The sequence below is a fragment of the Pseudomonas sp. MWU13-2100 genome, from assembly GCF_023242365.1.
In the GTDB taxonomy this organism is placed as follows: Bacteria; Pseudomonadota; Gammaproteobacteria; order Pseudomonadales; family Pseudomonadaceae; genus Aquipseudomonas.
On the sequence record NZ_JALLIX010000034.1, the window covers coordinates 33,270 to 49,402 of the forward strand.

A 16,133-nucleotide genomic window follows, 5' to 3' on the forward strand; every position below is an offset into this window, starting at 1 on the left:
CGAGTCAGGCATGCCTGCGGCTCAATGGAACAAAGTGAACAGGCCTTTGCCGCCCACTTTGTAGTTCAAGCCGCGGCAACGTTCGCCCTTGATCGCCGCATCCGGCCCGCCGACGATGGCATAGGCCGGAACCGGTTTGGAGACCACGCACTGGCCGCCGACCACCGCGCCTTCGCCGATGTCCGCACCGAACGAGAGCAAGGCGCGGCTGGCGATCCAGGCGTAGTCGCGGATATGGATCGGCCCGCCGACCGCCCAGAACTCCGGGGCCTGGACATCATGACCGCCGGCAATGATCAGTACGTGTGAAGCGATGGTCACATGGTCGCCGATGATCAGCCCGCCCCGGGCATCCAGTTGGCAATGCCAGCCGACGGTGCTGTCGTTGCCGATGCGCAGGTTGTCCACCCCCAGCACCTCGGTGTTGCGCCAGACCGTCGAGCCCTTGCCGATCTTCGCCCCGCCCGCGCGCAGCCAGAGCAGCCTCAGCGTGTGGCTGGGAATCTTGCAGATAAGTATGTTGTAGGCCAGTTCCCAGCCGCGCAGCATGCGGTCGCGCAGGGTCGGCCAGTTGATCCCGTACAAGGGGATCAGCGTGCCCTTGACCTCGCGGCCGAGCAAGGCATAGAAGCGTCGTGCCAGGGGCGGTTCGATTCGCGTTTCGATGTTCAGGTAGCTGATGAAACACAGCATATTGCCCTTGAGCGGCTGCTCGAAACACACGTCGTTTTCCAGCATCCACTGGTAGCTGCTCTCCAGTTCCTCCAGGCTGACGCCCATCTTCTCGGCGTATTCGGGCAGGGCCTGTCTCAGGTTCAACGAGTGGAATATGCGGTGTTTCATGGGTGGATTCCTGGCAGGGGGGTGGCCTTGAGCTTGAGACGCCGTGTTTCGTGCAGGTTCAGGCCGAGCATCAGCCAGAACAGGGCGATCAGCACATTGGTAAAGCTGAAATAGTGGTCGAAGAAGCCGCTGAGCAGCGCTGCCATCAAGCCGCAGGTGGTGCCGAGCCAGATCGCGTTGTCTTCGTTCAGTTGGAGGGTGACCAGGGAGGAGCGGGTTTCATTCCACCAACTCCAGATCACCGCGGCAAACAGTATCAGGCCCGGCACGCCGAGCTTGTAGATGAAGTTCAGCCACAGGTTGGAGATACCCCACAGGCCGGTGCCGGGCACGGGCGGCTCGACCTTGAAGCCGATGCCGAAGGGGAACATGGCCACCGCGTTGGGGAAGTGTGAGTATTCGTCGAAACGCACGTTGGTACTGGCGTCGTGGCTGGAGAAGAGCCCCAGCAGACGGTCCTGCAGTGGCGGGTAGAACATCAGCAGCAAGCTGCCGAACACCAGGCCGGCCAGGATCACCTGGCCGGTGTAGGGCACGCGCTTGCGGGCCATCCAGAGCAGGACGACCAGCAGGCTGACCAGCGCTCCGCGCGAACCTGAGAGCAGCAGGCCGATTACGCCCAGGCTCGCCACTGCGAGGCCCAGGGCGCGCCTCCAGCCTTGGCGGGCAAACCCGTAGCAGAACGCCAACGGCAACAGCAGGGTCATGGCACCGCCCAGGGCGTTGGGGTGCATCCAGGGCGAGCCCATGCGATTGGACAGCGCCGACAGACTGTCGCCCAGCACCTGGATGCTGCCGTAGCCGAGCGCGGCGAGGATCGGGGTCATGCCGGTGGCGCTGCCGTTCTTGAGGAACACCGGGATCGACAGCAGTAACAGCAGCAGGGTACCGAGCAGCAGGCCGGTGACCACTTGTTCGCGGGCCTTTTGCTGGTCCAGCAGACGAGGTACCAGGAACAGCACCGACAGGTTGAGCAGCCAGCGTATCCAGTTCACCGGGCCATTGCCTTCGGCGTTGACCATCAATTGTCCGGCGACAAACGGAAGCGCGCTGAACAGCATCAAGGCCACCAGCCAACGTTCAGTGCGCAGGAGAGGCGGCTTTTGCGGCAGATTGTTGAACAGGCTTTGCACCAGCACGCTGCCCCAGACCAGCAGGATCAGGGCCTCGGACACCGTGGTGCGCAGGCCGACCTGGATCGTCGAGTAGGGCAGGAAGGTGGCGAGCACGCTGAACAGCAGCAGGCCCCAGAGCGGGTGGCGGATGATGGTCACCACGCCGCCGATGGCAACCAGCACGACCGCCACCTTGAACGGCGGCAGCAGCCAGGCGAGGATGCCGAAGAGCAGCCCGGACAACACGGCGATGGGCAACGCCAAGGGCATTATTTCAGCTCCTCGATCAGGCGGTTGAAGCGCTCCTGGTAGGCCGCCGTGCCATAACCCGCGGCCCAGGTCCGGAGTGCCTCGGGATCCTCGGCGGGGGCATCGGCCAGGCCGATCATCAGTGCGCTGAGGGCCGGACCGTCGGTGGGCGAGAAGCGCGGGCTGTGTGGTGGGGTGATTTCGTCCAGCGCCGAGCCGCTGGCGACGGCCACCGGGGTACCGACGCTGAGGGCTTCGATCACCGGCAGGCCGAAGCCTTCGGCATAGGACGGTTGCCACAAACGCTCGGCCTGTTGGTATACCCCGTGGAGTTGGGCATCGCTGAGGCCGCTCAGGTAATGCAGGCCCGGCAGGTGTTGCAGCGATGCGGGCAGGTCCTCGGGGACGCCGATCAGCACCAGCTCCGGCACCTGTGGCGATTGCTGGCGGGCAGCCTGCCAGGCGCTGACGAACCAGGGAATGTTTTTGCGCGGTTCACGGGTGCCGACGGCCAGCCAGTAGCGCTCGGGGACTTGCAGGTCGCTGATGTCGGCGGCTTCGCCGACGAAGCCGGTGACCAGATTGGGCAATACGCGGACTTTGTCGCGGGCCTCGGGAAACAGCTTGAGCAGTTCGTCGGCGGTGTATTGCGAGGGTGTCCAGACTCTGTCGGCGACCTTCACCGAATGACCGATGGAGAGGCGGTCGGTGGCGCGGTAGACGCGTTCCTTGAGTTTCGAGCCGTGGCTGTTTTGCAGGGTCAGCTGGAACAGGTCGTGCAGTTGCAGCACATAACGCATGCCGGCGGGCTTGCGCCCTGGTGGCAGGCCCATGTTGAAGTTGCAGAGGTAGACCTCGATCCCGGCTTCGCGCAACGCACCGGGCAGGAAACCGGCCTCGAAGCGCAGGCGTATCGGCAGGCGGTGCACGCCGAACAAGGGCGAGCCCCATCTCGGACAGTGGACGCGACGACGGATCGGATGATCCTCCGGGGCCACCCCGAACAGTTGCAGGCTCACCTCGGGATGGGCGCGCAGCGCCTGCTCCAGGGCCAGGTTCTGGCGGCCGATGCCGCTGTGGGTGTAACCCGCTGCCGGGCGATAATCCAGACCTATGCGCATACGGATTGTGCTTCCTTGAGGTGGGGGAGGCGGTTATAGACCGCTTCCAGTTGTGCGGCGGCCACGGACCAATCGTGCTCGGCCTTGACGTAGGCTCGGCCGGCTTCGGCGATCTGCCGCAGGCGTGACGGGTGTTCGAGGAGTTCGGCGAGCATCCGGGCCAGGGCTTGCGGGTCTTCGCTGCCCAGATAGTGCCGGCCGTTTTCGACCCGCAGTCCCGACACGCCCTGGCCGGTGGTGACCACCGGCAGGCCGGCGGCCATGGCTTCGAGTACTTTGAGCTTGGAGCCGCCGCCCTGGCGTAGCGGTGCGAAGAACACCGACGCTTGGCTTTGCAGGGTGCGCAGATCGGGAACGAAACCTTGCCATTCGATCCGCGGATCGGTCCAGCGCGAGCGCCAGGCATCCGGCAAGCCGAATCCGGCAATGGCGAAACGCACCCCCGGATTGAGCTGCCACAGGGCCGGGAGAATTTCCTCCAGGGCCCATTCGACGGCATCCAGGTTCGGGCTGTATTCGTAGTTGCCGATAAACAGCAGGCGCCGGGCATGCAGGTCGGGCTGGACGCCAGCATAGAGGTCGGTGTCGACACCGTTGACCACCACCGCCACGGGCTTGCCGGTCTGCTGGCGCAATACCGTGGCGTCCTCGCGGGTCACGGCGACCAGTTCGCTGGCCTGGCGAAACACCCGGCTTTCCCAGCGTCGATAACGTCGCTGGTCATACTGCGTGAAGGGTTTCATCCAGCCCGGCAGGCGGTCATAACTGGCGGCGCCGAGGGCCGATTCGACATTGTGCTCGGTAAGAATGAAAGGCTTGCCGGCGTCGAGCAGCGGTTGTTCGAAAGGTTGGAAGCTATAGCTGTGTTCGATCTGGATCACGTCCCAGTCTTCTTCCAGCAAGGTGCGTAATTGTGCCTGCAACTGTGGCGCCAGGCCGTTGATCGTGGCCAGCATCGGGTAGGGCGCCAGCAGTACGCCGAGCAGGGTTTTCAGGCTGCGCAACGAGCGTCGCGGGACCACGATCAGCCGCTCGACAATCGGCGCGAGGGCATGGCGCGTGGCTTCGTCGATATCGTTTTTCGATTGCACCAGCAGGGTGATCCGATGTCCGCGTGCCGCCAGGCTGCGCAGCAGGTGAAATTGCCGGGTCTTGCCGCCGCTGGTCGTGGGCCAGGGCAGGTAGGGCAGGGTCCAGAGGATTTTCATGGCGTCCACACCAATAGCTGCAGGCTGGTTTTCAGCGGCACGGTAATGGCTGTGCTGTCGCTCAGGTTCGTCTGGGTGCCGGCCAGCGGGTCGAACAGCGTCGCCTGGGTCACGCCGGGCAACTGCAGGCTCTGGCCGCTGGCACTCCAGAACATCCAGACGTGGGCGCCGTCGTTGCGGGTCCAGGTGATGTTGTAGAGATCGGCGGGCGCATTGTTCGACGCCGGGGCATCGGCCGGCTGGAGCACCGGGCCGGTGACCGTGAGGAAGTTCTTCAGGGCGTTATACACCGGCTTCGGCTTGCCGCTGAGGTCGAGCAGCCCGTAATACTGGTCGCGCGGGGTCGCCCGCTGATCCAGGTCGCTGAGGTTGAACAGGAAGATCCGCTGGTAGTCCATGGCGCTCATCAGGGCCAGGCGCCGCAGGGTGTAGTCGGCCTGCCCGTCGACGCCGATCAGTGCCTGCATTTCCTTGGGGCCGGCATAGCTTGACCAGCCCCATTCGGTTGCCCATACCTGGGTGACGCCCTTGCCGTGCAGGTTGCTGTTCATGGCATTGCCTCTGATCAGGAAGTCCTGGGCCGCGGCGTTGTCGCCTTCAGGAAACTGGGTATAGGGGTGATAGGCGGCGATGATGTTCTGGCCGGCCAGGCCCTGGTTCACCAGGGCGTCGAGCATCAGCCCGGGGGTGCTGTGCATCTGGCCGAAATAAGCGACGCCGGCGCTGGCGATGGCTTTGCCCGGCACCTGGGTGCGGATGGCATCGGCCGTGGTGGTCAGCAACTGGTAGTAGGCCGCGGGGTCTTCCTTGGGCCGCCAGATGATGTTCGGCTCGTTCCACACCTGCCAGGTGTTTACCTGGGGGTAACGCTGGGCCAGGGTGACCATGCGCGAGGCGAACAGCTTGAAGTCGGTCGGCGGATACTGGTCGCTGCTCGGCGTGCCGGCCGGGGCGCTGCTGGCGAACGGCGGTGAGCCGACCAGGTAGGCGACGGTGTTATAGCCATGGCTCTTCATCGCCGCCATGGCCGCATCGAGTTCGTTGAGCTGGAAAGCCCCCTGTTCGGGTTCGATGATGAACCAGTGGAGGGTCAGGCGCACCCAGTTCAGGCCCAGCGCATCAAGCTGCGTCATCTGTTTCTGGTAGGTGTCCGGATCGAAATACTGGAACTGTGCGTTGACCCCGAGAAAGTTTTTCCACTCCACCGCGCGGGGCGCCTTGAGCGTGGTCTGGGCAGCGACCTTGGGGCTCCAGGGGATCAGGCCGACGGCGACCGCCATCAGCAACAGGGCCGGCAGCCATAAAAAGGCTTTACGCCACATCTTCATACCCTCCGCAGGCTTGCTGGAACAGCTGCAGGAAGCGCTCGGCGGTGTGGCTCCAGAGCCGCTGTTCGCCGATCACGCTGGCATGCTCGGCCCAGCGGATGGCCAGTTCCGGCTTGGCACACAAGTGACTCAACTGCGCCGCCAGGGCCGCGACGTTGCCCTGGGGGAAAATCACCCCATTACCCTGGGCCACTTCCTCGGCAAACGAGCGCGCGTCCGAGGTGATAGCGCCACGCCCGCAGGCAACGGCCCAGGACAGTGCGCCGCTGGTGCCACGCAGACTGCCCAGCAGTTTGAGTTTGCTCGACTCGCGGTATGGCAGCACCATGACATGGTGGGCCTGGATCACCGTGGGGATATCGGCAGCCGGCAGGTCCAGTTGCCAGTCGACGCTGTCTTGCAGGCCGAGGCTCTGGATATGCCGGCGCAGTTGATCGAGGTAGCTGCCCGAAGGGCCGAAGGCCATCTCCGGCTCGCTGCCCCCGGCCAGGGTCAGGCGCAAGCGGGTGCGCAAGTCCGGCTGCTGGGCGAAGGTGATGGCCAGGGCGTCGAGCAGGTCTTCGATGCCCTTGCCGCGATAGATGAAACCGAAGTACAGCAGTCGCAGCGGTTCCAGCGCGGGCAGCGGCTTGGCCGCGATGGCCAGGTTACCGTGGGGAATCACCGCCATCTGTTCGTTGCGCAGCCCCATGCGCTGGCGCAGGCAATGGCCGCCCGAATGGGTCAGTGTCACCAGGCGGGTCAGGCTGCGGGCCAGTTGCCGCTCTTCGTACAGGCACAGCGGATCGGCCAGCACCGTAGCCATCTGTGGCAGCGGTGAAGGCAGGCGTGCGGCCAGCGAGAGCGGCCAGGGCAAGCGCTCGCGGCGCCAGACCAGGCGTTCGGGGTCATGCAAGGTCGCGGTCAGCGGCAGCGCCGGGAAACGTTCGCGCAGGGCCTTCAAGGCGTGGAACTCGGCCAGGCGCCCGCCACCGATTTCGGCGTGGACCAGATCGATGCCTTCCCACGACGCTTGGGCCACCAGCGCCCTGGCCCGTTGCGGGTCGTTGCCCAGTCCCGCCAGGGGCGTGCTGACGCGCACCCCGAGGTTTTCCAGCGCCGTCTTCAGGTGCCCGGCGTAGTCGGCGATGCCATTCTGTTCCGGTGGCAGGGGCGCTATCAGGGCGATATGCATCAGACATGGCTCCGGATGCGGGCCAGGGTGTTGAGTACGCGGTCGGGGATTTCGAAGCGCCGCCGATTGAGGATGATGCCGTCGACGCGCTTGAACGCGGTATTGAGTGTCGACAGGGCATTTTCCAGGATCGGTACGGTGGTGGCTTCCGCTTCGATGATCAGCGCGATCAGGTCGGCCTGGCGCAGGGTCACGAAGGCTTCCTGATTGGAGAAGAACGCGCCAGCGTTGAGCAGCAGGATTTCCCCCGGATGGGCCGGACCGTGGCCGTCGACACGAACCCGATGGCCGCGCTCGCGCAGCAGGTTGGCCAGGTGCTCGATGACGAAGCTGACCCCTTCGCCACGCCGGGCCGAGGTCAGGCCGATGGCCAGGCCGTGTTCGGCGACCTGCTCCAGTGGCAGGACCCCGTAGAGCCGGTACATGCTGGCGGTGAACGCGGTGCGGCGCTGGGTGCTGCCATCGCTGATGTCTTGCAGGCTGGTCCAGATCTTGACCCCGAAGCGCGACTCGATCTTGTCGCCGTCGTGGATGCGCTGGTCCAGCAGATAGAAGAAATACAGGGCCAGCAGACCGACCCCCAGGCTCAGCGGAATGGCCAGCAACAGCATGGTCAGGCTTTTCGGGAAGACCCGGCTTTCGTTGAGGGTGGCCTGTTCGATCACCGCGATGTTGCTGATCTGACTCTTGTCCAGTTCGCGGTCGATCCGCGCTTTCTCGGTACTGGTGCTGTACAGGGCGAAGTTCTTTTCCGCGGCATCGAGTTCACGTTGCAGACGGGCCATTTCCGGCTCCAGGGCCAGGGCCTGACGGCGGTCCTGTTCCAACTGGTTGAGCTGGGTTTCCTGCTGGCTGGCCTGGGTCTGCAAGCGGCTGAGGCTGGCCTGCTGGTCGGCGAAGCTGTTCTGCAGGCGGGTGTAGACCGGATTCGGCGCCAGGTTATCCGTGCGCTGGACCACTGCGTTCTGCGACTTGAGCAGGTCTTCCAGGTTGGCAATCGCCTTGTCCATGGCCTTCACTGGCGGTGCGCCTTCCTTGAACGTGCGGAGCATTTCCTGGCGCTCGATCTGCTTGGCGTTGATCCGCTGTTGCAGGTCCTGGCGGTCCGGGTTGATGCTCATCTGTCGGCCGATGCTGATTTCTTTCTTCATGCTGTCGAGCTGGGCCTTGATCCGGTCCAGCCCGCTCTTGGTCGAGGCCACCGCGCGGGTGGTGTTCAGGTGTTCGCCGCGCAGGTTGTTGAGGTTGCGCGAGATATCGTTCAGGCGTTCACCGATGCTCACCGCCCCCAGTTCGTTGAGGTGGGCCTCGATCTGTTTCTTGTAGTCGAGGATGCGTTTGGTGGTCGCGGTGCTTTCGCCTTCGTAGAAGGTGTACAGGCTTTTGCGTCCCAGGGTGCGGGTGCGTTCCTGCTCATACTGCTCGATCCAGCTCTTGACGATGGTCTGGGCCACCTGGGGGTCGTTCCAGGTAAAGCTGATTTCCATCACTGAGGAGCCCGCGGCGTGGGTCACGCTGAAGTTCTTCGTCAGCTGGTCCGTGAGGCGTTCGACCGGCGTCTGCTTCTCCACCAGGCCGAGCAGTTGCAACAGGCCGCGGCCGACATCCAACAGGCCCTGTACGGTGCTCTTGACCAGGGTCTTGAGGGTGGCGATGAAGCCCTCCTGGGGCGGTACCCGGGACAGTTCGTCGAGGTATTGTTCGGCCACCAGCCGGGCAATCGGACGCCCGGTGAGGATGCGTTCCTCATCGATGATCGGGTCGCGCTGGGCGCTGGGGATAATGGTCGCCTGGCGGTCGGAGATCTCGATCGGCAAGGTGCTGGTATCCCGGCCCGGCTTGACCAGCAGCAGGGCGGTGGACTCGTAGCGGTTGGGCAACAGGAAGGCACCGAGCAGGATGACGACGAAGGTCACCAGCACGGTGATTTTCACTTCGCGCTTGAAAATGAAGAATAGGCGCAACAAATCGCGGAAGGAGCGGATATTGATCATGTCTGTTGTCCTTAACGATCAGTTGCCAGTGCTGGTGGAGTTGTTCAAGTTGTAGTTGGCGCCGATACCAATGGATTTCTGGAATGGAATCAATTGGTTCAGATACAAGTCGACCCACTCGATGCCGTTGCCCACATGGGACTTGGGCACGAACACCACGTCGCCGCGTTGCAGCAGCACCGGGGCGCGGTTGCTGGCGCCGGCGAGCATGGTGTCGCGATAGTCGAAGAAGTAGGTTTTGTAGCGGCCGTCATCATCCTGGCGCAGCAGGGCGACGTTGCGGCTGTCGCCCACCGGCAACAGGCCGCCGGCACCGATCAGGGCCTGTTCCAGGGTGGTGGCGGTGGTTACCGGCAGGCTGGCCGGCGTGCGGACCGAGCCACCGACGAACACGGTGTTGCTCGGTGCCTGGGAGATATTCACCGTCAGGGCCGAATCCTGGTAGATGTTCTTCAACTTGTCTTCGAGGATCAGGGTCAGCTGTTGCGGTGTCAGGCCGGCGGCCTTGATGTTGCCGACATAGGGGTAGGAAAAGCTGCCGTCGTTCATCACGACGAACAGCGTCAGCTCGTAGATCGAGTTGGCGGTGAAGGCCGAAATGGACGGCGCTTCGCCGGTATTGCGCACGATACGCAAGGTGTCGCCGGCGCGGATGCGCTGGTCCGGCAGTGGCTTGCCGGCCAGGGAGTCGCCGGCCCGGTGACCTTCGCGCAGAACGTCGTTGTCCGGCAATGCCACCTTGGCCGGGATACTGCACGCGCTGATTAATAAAACGCTGAGGATCAGCAGGAGTTTGTTCATTGATCAGTCTTCCCTTTGTGCATGGTTACCCCCTGACGGACCTGGGTCCGTGCAGGCGGGCGCTCCTACTGTTTCAGGTGTTTCAGATGTGTCAGGTCTTGCTGGTTTCGACGGGAACCCGCCCATAAACGTCGGTGAAACGCACGATGTCGTCTTCGCCGAGGTATTCGCCGCTCTGTACTTCGATCATCACCAGATCGATCACCCCCGGGTTGACCAGCCGGTGTTGTTTGCCCGGCTTGATAAAGGTCGACTCATTGGTATCGAGCATGAATTCGTTGTCGCCGTTGGTGACCCGTGCCATGCCGCTGACCACGATCCAGTGTTCGCTGCGGTGGTGGTGCATCTGCAGCGACAGCGAAGCGTTGGGTTTGACCACGATGCGCTTGATCTTGAAGCGCTTGCCTTCCTCCAGCACGGTATAGGTGCCCCATGGGCGGGTCACGGTACGGTGCAGGCGATAGGCGTCGTGCCCCTGGCGCTTGAGCTCCTGGGCGATCAACCGGACATCCTGGCTGCGTTTGCCGTCGGCGATCAGCAGGGCATCGGGGGTGTCTATGATGATCAGGTCCTTGAGCCCGACGCCGCCCACCAGACGCTTGGGCGAATCGATGTAGCAGTTGCTGACGTCATGCAGTACCGTCTCGCCGTTGCACTGGTTACCCTGGGCATCGGCCGGTGTCAGATCACGTACCGCCTGCCACGAGCCGATATCGCTCCAGCCGAGCTGGCAGGGCACCACCGCGACTTTGCGCGAGCGCTCCATCAGCGCGTAGTCGATGGAAATGTCCGGCGCCCTGGCCAGGCTCTTGCCATCCAGTTCCAGCTGAAGTTCCTGGCTGCCTTCGCGGCTGTGGCTGAGGGCCAGGCACTCGGTCATGGCATCGAGGACATCAGGGGCATGTTCGCGCAGTTCGCGCAGCACGACGTCGGCCCGCAGGCAGAACATGCCGGCATTCCACAGATGCCGGCCGCCATCGAGGTACTGCTGCGCCGTCTTCGCATCGGGCTTCTCGACGAAGCGCGCGACCTGGAACGCCTTGTCGCCCAAGGCCTGGCCTTTTTCGATATAGCCGAAGCCGGTCTCGGGTTGGGTCGGTACCAGGCCGAAGGTCACCAGCCAGCCTTGCTCGGCCAGTAGTCGAGCGCTATCGACCGCCTTGGCGAAGGCATCCAGGTCCTTGATCAGGTGATCGGCCGGCAGCACCAGCAGTTGTGCGTCGTCGCCGTAGAGGCTGGCCACATGCAAGGCCGCTGCGGCGATGGCCGGGGCGGTGTTGCGACCAAAGGGTTCGAGGATGAAGTCCAGCGCCGCATCGCCCTTGTTCAGCAGGCGGTAGTCATCCAGGGTACGGAAGAACACCTCGCGGTTGGTCACCGTCAGTATCCGCTGGACGTCGGCCAGCCCGGTGGCCCGGAGAAAGGTCTTCTGCAACAGGCTTTCGCCATCGGGCAGGCGCATGAAGGGTTTCGGCATGGCCTCGCGGGAGACCGGCCATAGGCGGGTGCCGGCGCCACCGGCGATGATGCAGGGAATGAGTGCGCCCATTCAGTAGGCCTCGCGGGTCATGAGCACTGCCGGGACAGTGCGGAACAGGATGTAGAGGTCGAACCAGATCGACCAGTTTTCGATGTACTCCAGATCGAACTCGACACGTTTTTCGATTTTTTCCAGAGTGTCGGTTTCACCGCGGTAGCCATTGATCTGGGCGAGTCCGGTGATGCCTGGCTTGACCCGGTGTCGCGAGGTGTATTCCTTGACCGCTTCCTCGAACAGGATGCCCGCCGCCTTGGTGGCCGTGGCGTGGGGGCGCGGGCCGACCATCGACATGCTGCCGATGAAGACATTGAACAATTGCGGCAGCTCGTCGAGGCTGGTCTTGCGGATAAAACGTCCGACCCGGGTGATCCGTGGGTCGCCGCGGGTGGTTTGTGTTTCGGCGTTAGCATCGCTCTGGTGCTGGTGCATCGAGCGGAACTTGAAGACTTCAATCAGGCGGTTGTTGTAGCCGTAGCGCTTCTGGCGGAACAGTACCGGGCCCGGCGAGTCGATTTTGATCGCCAGGGCCGTCAGCAGCATGATCGGCGACAAGAGGGTCAGCGCGAGGGTCGACAGGATCATGTCTTCCAGGCGCTTGAACATCGGCGACCAGCCACGCAGAGGGACCTCGGAGGCGTTGAACATCGGCAGGTTGGCGACTTCGGTGATGCGGTTGTGGGCGTGCCGGAACGCAACCATGTCCGGCACCAGCAGTACGTTGACCGGCAGGCGGCGCAGTTCGCGGATGATGTAGTCCATGCGGTTTTCCGCCGACCAGGGCAGGGCGACCAGGACCTGGGTGACCTTTTCTTCGCGGATCAGGCGTTCCAGGTCACAGGAGTTGCCCAGCAGCGACAGGTTGACCAGGGTTTTGGGCAGGCGGCCGATGCGGTCGTCGATAAAGCCGATGACCCCTGAGCGGATGTCCTGATGCTGGGCCAGGTATTCGGCCAGACGCTGGCCGTTTTCAGTGGCGCCGAGGATGACCGCGTGCTGCAGGAAAAAGCCCCGCCGCATCAGTTGTCGGAACAGGGTCAGCAGCACCAGGCGCTCGATACCGAACAGCACCAGGCTGGAGACAAACCAGATAAACAGTTCGGTGTTGGTCAGGAAGTTGAACAGTGACAAGCCGTGGTGCATGAACAGCAGCAGGCAGAACGCCGACGACCAGGCGAAGAGGGTGAGCTGGAAACGCAGCAGGTTACTGAAGATGGTCTCGGCATACACCCCCAACGCCTGGAAGATCAGAACGCTGATGAAACCGAAGAACAGCAGCAGGGTGAGGTAGCTCTTGACGACGACAGGGTCTTGCTCGCGCAGGTACACCAGCAGCAGCAAGCCAGGCAGCATCGCGGTCAGGCCATGGACCAGGCGGATGCCGAACAGAAAGTACTCGACCATGCTGGGTCGGGTCAGGAACAGGCTGTCAACCGGCTGCAGGCGCATAAACCCCCTCCCGTCATACCATCACGAAATGGTAATTACGAAACATCGTGGCAGTTGTCTTGTTGAAAAGCCTGGGTTTTATTGGCGCTAAGCCCATCCCTGGTGGCCGATCATAATGCGGGTTCAGGACTGTCAAACCAAGTGAATCCTTTTTCTAGTCGTTTTTGGATTTTCATCGGTTTGGTGCTTCAGGTTGCCTCTCTGGTACGGTGGCATGGGCTTGAGTAAAGCCCATGAAGCATCAGGATGCTAACCAAACGATAATTTGTTGTAAAAAAAATCCGACTAGTTCTTTCGTATTGTGACTACATGGAGTTCAGATAGATTTTACGGATTGTGGGGTTTTTTGCTTGCCCTGTTCACTGGCCTTGGTCGTTTCAGTGAACTGCATGCCGCCTATGGCGAGCTGCAGGGGCCGGACTTCCATTGGAAGGGCGATCTGCTGGCGTTGGGCATCGGCAACGGTCGGCAGCCCTGCGGGTGCACCTGCCGGAGGGGTCGCCGCCGCTCAGTCGTCGAGGCTGATGATCTGCTCGCGCACCGCGAACAGCACCAGGCCGGCGACGTCGAAGATCTGCAGCCGCTTCATGATCTGCGAGCGGTGGGTTTCCACGGTCTTGATGCTCAGGCCCAGGCCATTGGCGATTTCCCGGGTCGACTTGCCGCGCACGATCAATCGCAGGATCTCCAGCTGGCGCCCGGTCAGGTTGTGGTTGACCGCTCGTTCGGCCGGCAGGTTGCGCTGGACCTGGGTCAGGGCCTGGTTGATCACCGTGTGGGCGATGGCCGGGCTCAGGTAGCGTTCGTTGCTGCGCAGCGCGTCGAGGGCCTGGGCCAGTTCGGTGGCAGTGGTGTCCTTGAGCAGGTAGCCGTGGGCGCCGATTTCCAGGGCCTGCATGATCAACTGCGGGTCAGTGTGCATCGACAGGATCAGTACCTTGCTCTGGGGTCGCACCGCCTTGAGCTTGCGCAGGGCATCCAGGCCACCGGTTTCACGCATGGACAGGTCGAGCAGGATGATGTCCGGGTTCAGCCGTTCCACGGCGTCGAGCAACTGCGCGCCATCGCTGGCTTCGCCGATCACGGTGTAGCCCGGGATATCCAGTACCAGGGCGCGAACACCGGCCCGGATCAGTGAGTGGTCATCCACCAGAAGTAGAGTGCAGGTCATGGAGCCTTATTCTTGCTGGCGCGTTCCAGGGCGCGTGGCGCCCAGGGCAGCAGTGCTTCGATCTGCGTACCTTTGCCGGGTCCGCTGGTGACTGTCAATGTTCCGCCCGCCTGTTCGACGCGTTCGGCCATGCCGGCCATGCCACGCTGGCCTGCCTCGCCGGGATTGCGGACCGGCGAAAAGCCCAGGCCGTCGTCAGCGATATGCAGGGACAGACCTTCGGGCAAGCGCTTGATACGCACCAGCAGGTTACGCGCCTGGGCATGGCGCAGCATGTTGGTGATGGCTTCCTGGGTCACGCGGAACGCGGTCAGTGCCATCTCCTCGGGGATACCGGTCAGCCGCTGGTGGCACTCCAGGCTCCAGAGCACGCTGGTGTTTTCCAGGGTCTTGAGCAAGTGCGCGCGCAGGCTGGCTTCCAGACCGAGGCTGGTCAACTGGCGGGGATTGAGAATGGCCGAGACGTCGCGGACCTTGGCCAGGGTTTCGTCCAGAGTGTGGTCCAGGGTCTCGAAGTGGCTTTGCAGGTCGTCGGGCAAGCGCCGTTGCAACCACTGGGCCTGGAGCTTGGCTGCCGTGAGCAACTGGCCGATATCGTCATGCAGCTCGCGGCTGAGGCGATGTCGTTCGTTTTCCTGCACCTGGAGCAGGCGATCGGCCAGCTCCTGCGGCTGGAACTGGATGGAGGTGCCGGCGTTGCGGTGCTGGAGCCAGACGCTGGCCAGCGCGGCCAGGTTGAGGATCAGTAACCCCGAGGGGAAGTGGGCGCCGGTGCTGAAGATAAGCAGGCTGGCAATGGCCGAGCTGATGCACAGCGCGGCTGTCAGCCGGCGGGCATTTTTGCGAGAGGGTAGCCAAGGCTTGAATGACTTGAGGCTGGCGTACATAGCGTATGGAGCCAATGAATGTTCGCTACGGGTAGACCGTCAGGACAACCGACAGGCCAAGTTTGAAAAACAGGTACGCTTTAAAGGTGTGTGTTCGTCGTGAAACAGTGTCAGGGTGAGAAACTTTGCGCAATGATGTCATTTTGATATCTATTGGTAAAATTACTAAGCCGTACAAGTACATATGCGAATCAAAGGCATAGTACCACGCCATCCGGGGGCGGTCGCTGTCGGTTGATATATGTCTGAACGGTCAACTTTTTTAGTACGATTGTTCCACAAGGTGCTGTTAAGCCAGCCTACTTTAACTGAAGTCGGAATGCTGTTCCGATACTTTAGTCGCGTAGACACTAGTTATTCTTTTTTGCATTAAAAGGCAGCGCCTGGAACCGGAAAGTCCGAGGTGAGTTGCTAGTGTCGTTTTTGGATAGGAAGAAGGCGGGTCGAAGCTGCGAGGGCGGCGGGTTGTTCAAGCGGACCGTTCAGGGAAGGTGATCAGGGTGAAGGTCCTTGGCTCGGTAGCGGCTGATCCGTATTGGCCGGTCTGGATTGCGAGGGCAGTGATCAGTTCGGACTCTTCGTCGTCGTCCAGGCCCAGTTGGCCGGTTTGCGGATCGATCAGTTCAACCTGCCAGGCCAGCAGCGTCAGGCAGTTGCGCAAGGCCAGCAAGGCGTCTTCATGGAGGTTGAGCGGGTCCTGGGGCTGGCTCAAGAGGGCGTGGATCTGTCGCGAGAACCGGGCCATGCAGCGCACGCCCAGGCCTTGCGCACAATTGGCCAGGGTGTGCAGCGAGATGACGAGGCAGTCAATGGCGTCCTTGTCGTTGCGGATCAGTTCCAGGTGCTGGCAGCACTCCTGCATCTTCGTTTGCAGGGCTTGGGCTTCCACTAGAAATTCCGGCAGGCTGGCTTGCCGCTCTTTACCGTTCAGCATGCTTTATCTCCTTGATTGCATAGGCAGGCGATAGAAGGTCGCGCGGGGCGAACGGTTTTAAAGTTAATGCCGACGGGCCGTGTGTGTCTGTAGTCTGTTTCTGATTGTTTCGAATTGCGGTTATTGCATTTTGTTCTCAGGTGCAGGCTGGCGGGCACCCAAAAGCCCCGCGGGCAGGCTCGCAGACATTCCGCGGAAACGGCGGTCCAGAGGGCTTGAGCACGATCAGTGAGGGTGTTCATCGGGCTGTCTGGCCGAGGTCCTGCAATCGAAAGCAAAAGCCTGACTCCATTCATGCAATGAGAATGGCGTCACATTAATG

General features: G+C 62.5%; 13 protein-coding genes and 1 pseudogene. 1 reads left to right on the plus strand and 13 read right to left on the minus strand.

Annotated features, from left to right (window positions below):
* Nucleotides 1-21: 21 nt before the first annotated feature.
* From M5B99_RS21370 to M5B99_RS21415, 10 genes are all read right to left on the minus strand, one after another.
* Complete coding sequence (locus M5B99_RS21370) at nucleotides 22-843, minus strand: acyltransferase (protein WP_248805890.1); 822 nt, start codon at nucleotides 841-843, stop codon at nucleotides 22-24.
* Nucleotides 840-2,228, minus strand: a complete 1,389-nt coding sequence (locus tag M5B99_RS21375) for an O-antigen ligase family protein (protein ID WP_248805891.1) — start codon at nucleotides 2,226-2,228, stop codon at nucleotides 840-842. Before M5B99_RS21375 ends, M5B99_RS21370 begins: the two co-directional genes overlap by 4 nt.
* Nucleotides 2,228-3,328: a glycosyltransferase family 4 protein gene (locus M5B99_RS21380; RefSeq protein WP_248805892.1), complete on the minus strand. Its 1,101-nt coding sequence runs from the start codon at nucleotides 3,326-3,328 to the stop codon at nucleotides 2,228-2,230. The genes M5B99_RS21375 and M5B99_RS21380 overlap by 1 nt, the downstream gene beginning before the upstream one ends.
* Nucleotides 3,319-4,536 carry a glycosyltransferase family 4 protein gene (locus tag M5B99_RS21385; RefSeq protein ID WP_248805893.1) on the minus strand — a complete coding sequence of 406 codons (1,218 nt, stop codon included), beginning with the start codon at nucleotides 4,534-4,536 and terminating at the stop codon, nucleotides 3,319-3,321. Before M5B99_RS21385 ends, M5B99_RS21380 begins: the two co-directional genes overlap by 10 nt.
* Complete coding sequence (locus M5B99_RS21390) at nucleotides 4,533-5,858, minus strand: cellulase family glycosylhydrolase (protein WP_412548753.1); 1,326 nt, start codon at nucleotides 5,856-5,858, stop codon at nucleotides 4,533-4,535. Before M5B99_RS21390 ends, M5B99_RS21385 begins: the two co-directional genes overlap by 4 nt.
* Complete coding sequence (locus M5B99_RS21395) at nucleotides 5,848-7,038, minus strand: glycosyltransferase (RefSeq protein ID WP_248805894.1); 1,191 nt, start codon at nucleotides 7,036-7,038, stop codon at nucleotides 5,848-5,850. Before M5B99_RS21395 ends, M5B99_RS21390 begins: the two co-directional genes overlap by 11 nt.
* Entirely contained in the window at nucleotides 7,038-9,032 is a 1,995-nt protein-coding gene (locus tag M5B99_RS21400) for a GumC family protein (RefSeq protein WP_248805895.1), read from the minus strand. The genes M5B99_RS21395 and M5B99_RS21400 overlap by 1 nt, the downstream gene beginning before the upstream one ends.
* Before the next feature lie 18 nt (nucleotides 9,033-9,050).
* Nucleotides 9,051-9,833, minus strand: coding sequence for a polysaccharide biosynthesis/export family protein (locus tag M5B99_RS21405; RefSeq protein WP_248805896.1), 783 nt, complete (start codon nucleotides 9,831-9,833; stop codon nucleotides 9,051-9,053).
* Between the two features lie 91 nt (nucleotides 9,834-9,924).
* Nucleotides 9,925-11,382 (minus strand): mannose-1-phosphate guanylyltransferase/mannose-6-phosphate isomerase, encoded by a 1,458-nt coding sequence (locus tag M5B99_RS21410; RefSeq protein WP_248805897.1) that lies wholly within the window; start codon nucleotides 11,380-11,382, stop codon nucleotides 9,925-9,927.
* The gene (locus M5B99_RS21415) at nucleotides 11,383-12,819 is read right to left on the minus strand and encodes an undecaprenyl-phosphate glucose phosphotransferase (RefSeq protein WP_248805898.1); all 1,437 of its coding nucleotides are present in this window, start codon (nucleotides 12,817-12,819) and stop codon (nucleotides 11,383-11,385) included.
* A 349-nt stretch (nucleotides 12,820-13,168) separates the two neighbouring features.
* Between M5B99_RS21415 and M5B99_RS21420 the strand changes: the two are divergent.
* Nucleotides 13,169-13,300 (plus strand): annotated as a pseudogene (locus M5B99_RS21420) (lipid kinase YegS); the annotation flags it as partial.
* 27 nt (nucleotides 13,301-13,327) lie between these two features.
* On the opposite strand, the gene M5B99_RS21425 reads toward M5B99_RS21420, so the two are convergent.
* From M5B99_RS21425 to M5B99_RS21435, 3 genes are all read right to left on the minus strand, one after another.
* The gene (locus tag M5B99_RS21425; RefSeq protein WP_248805899.1) at nucleotides 13,328-13,990 is read right to left on the minus strand and encodes a response regulator transcription factor; all 663 of its coding nucleotides are present in this window, start codon (nucleotides 13,988-13,990) and stop codon (nucleotides 13,328-13,330) included.
* On the minus strand, nucleotides 13,987-14,877 hold the full coding sequence (locus M5B99_RS21430; RefSeq protein ID WP_248805916.1) for a sensor histidine kinase: 891 nt from the start codon (nucleotides 14,875-14,877) through the stop codon (nucleotides 13,987-13,989). Before M5B99_RS21430 ends, M5B99_RS21425 begins: the two co-directional genes overlap by 4 nt.
* 469 nt (nucleotides 14,878-15,346) lie before the next feature.
* Nucleotides 15,347-15,811 (minus strand): hypothetical protein, encoded by a 465-nt coding sequence (locus M5B99_RS21435; RefSeq protein ID WP_248805900.1) that lies wholly within the window; start codon nucleotides 15,809-15,811, stop codon nucleotides 15,347-15,349.
* Nucleotides 15,812-16,133 lie beyond the last annotated feature (322 nt).

Coding starts and splice junctions, on each gene's coding strand:
- M5B99_RS21410 (WP_248805897.1), bottom strand. CDS start 11,382: ATGGGCGCACTCATTCCCTGCATCATCGCCGGTGGCGCCGGCACCCGC.
- M5B99_RS21415 (WP_248805898.1), bottom strand. CDS start 12,819: ATGCGCCTGCAGCCGGTTGACAGCCTGTTCCTGACCCGACCCAGCATG.
- M5B99_RS21400 (WP_248805895.1), bottom strand. CDS start 9,032: ATGATCAATATCCGCTCCTTCCGCGATTTGTTGCGCCTATTCTTCATT.
- M5B99_RS21425 (WP_248805899.1), bottom strand. CDS start 13,990: ATGACCTGCACTCTACTTCTGGTGGATGACCACTCACTGATCCGGGCC.
- M5B99_RS21385 (WP_248805893.1), bottom strand. CDS start 4,536: ATGAAAATCCTCTGGACCCTGCCCTACCTGCCCTGGCCCACGACCAGC.
- M5B99_RS21370 (WP_248805890.1), bottom strand. CDS start 843: ATGAAACACCGCATATTCCACTCGTTGAACCTGAGACAGGCCCTGCCC.
- M5B99_RS21380 (WP_248805892.1), bottom strand. CDS start 3,328: ATGCGCATAGGTCTGGATTATCGCCCGGCAGCGGGTTACACCCACAGC.
- M5B99_RS21390 (WP_412548753.1), bottom strand. CDS start 5,858: ATGTGGCGTAAAGCCTTTTTATGGCTGCCGGCCCTGTTGCTGATGGCG.
- M5B99_RS21430 (WP_248805916.1), bottom strand. CDS start 14,877: ATGTACGCCAGCCTCAAGTCATTCAAGCCTTGGCTACCCTCTCGCAAA.
- M5B99_RS21375 (WP_248805891.1), bottom strand. CDS start 2,228: ATGCCCTTGGCGTTGCCCATCGCCGTGTTGTCCGGGCTGCTCTTCGGC.
- M5B99_RS21395 (WP_248805894.1), bottom strand. CDS start 7,038: ATGCATATCGCCCTGATAGCGCCCCTGCCACCGGAACAGAATGGCATC.
- M5B99_RS21435 (WP_248805900.1), bottom strand. CDS start 15,811: ATGCTGAACGGTAAAGAGCGGCAAGCCAGCCTGCCGGAATTTCTAGTG.
- M5B99_RS21405 (WP_248805896.1), bottom strand. CDS start 9,833: ATGAACAAACTCCTGCTGATCCTCAGCGTTTTATTAATCAGCGCGTGC.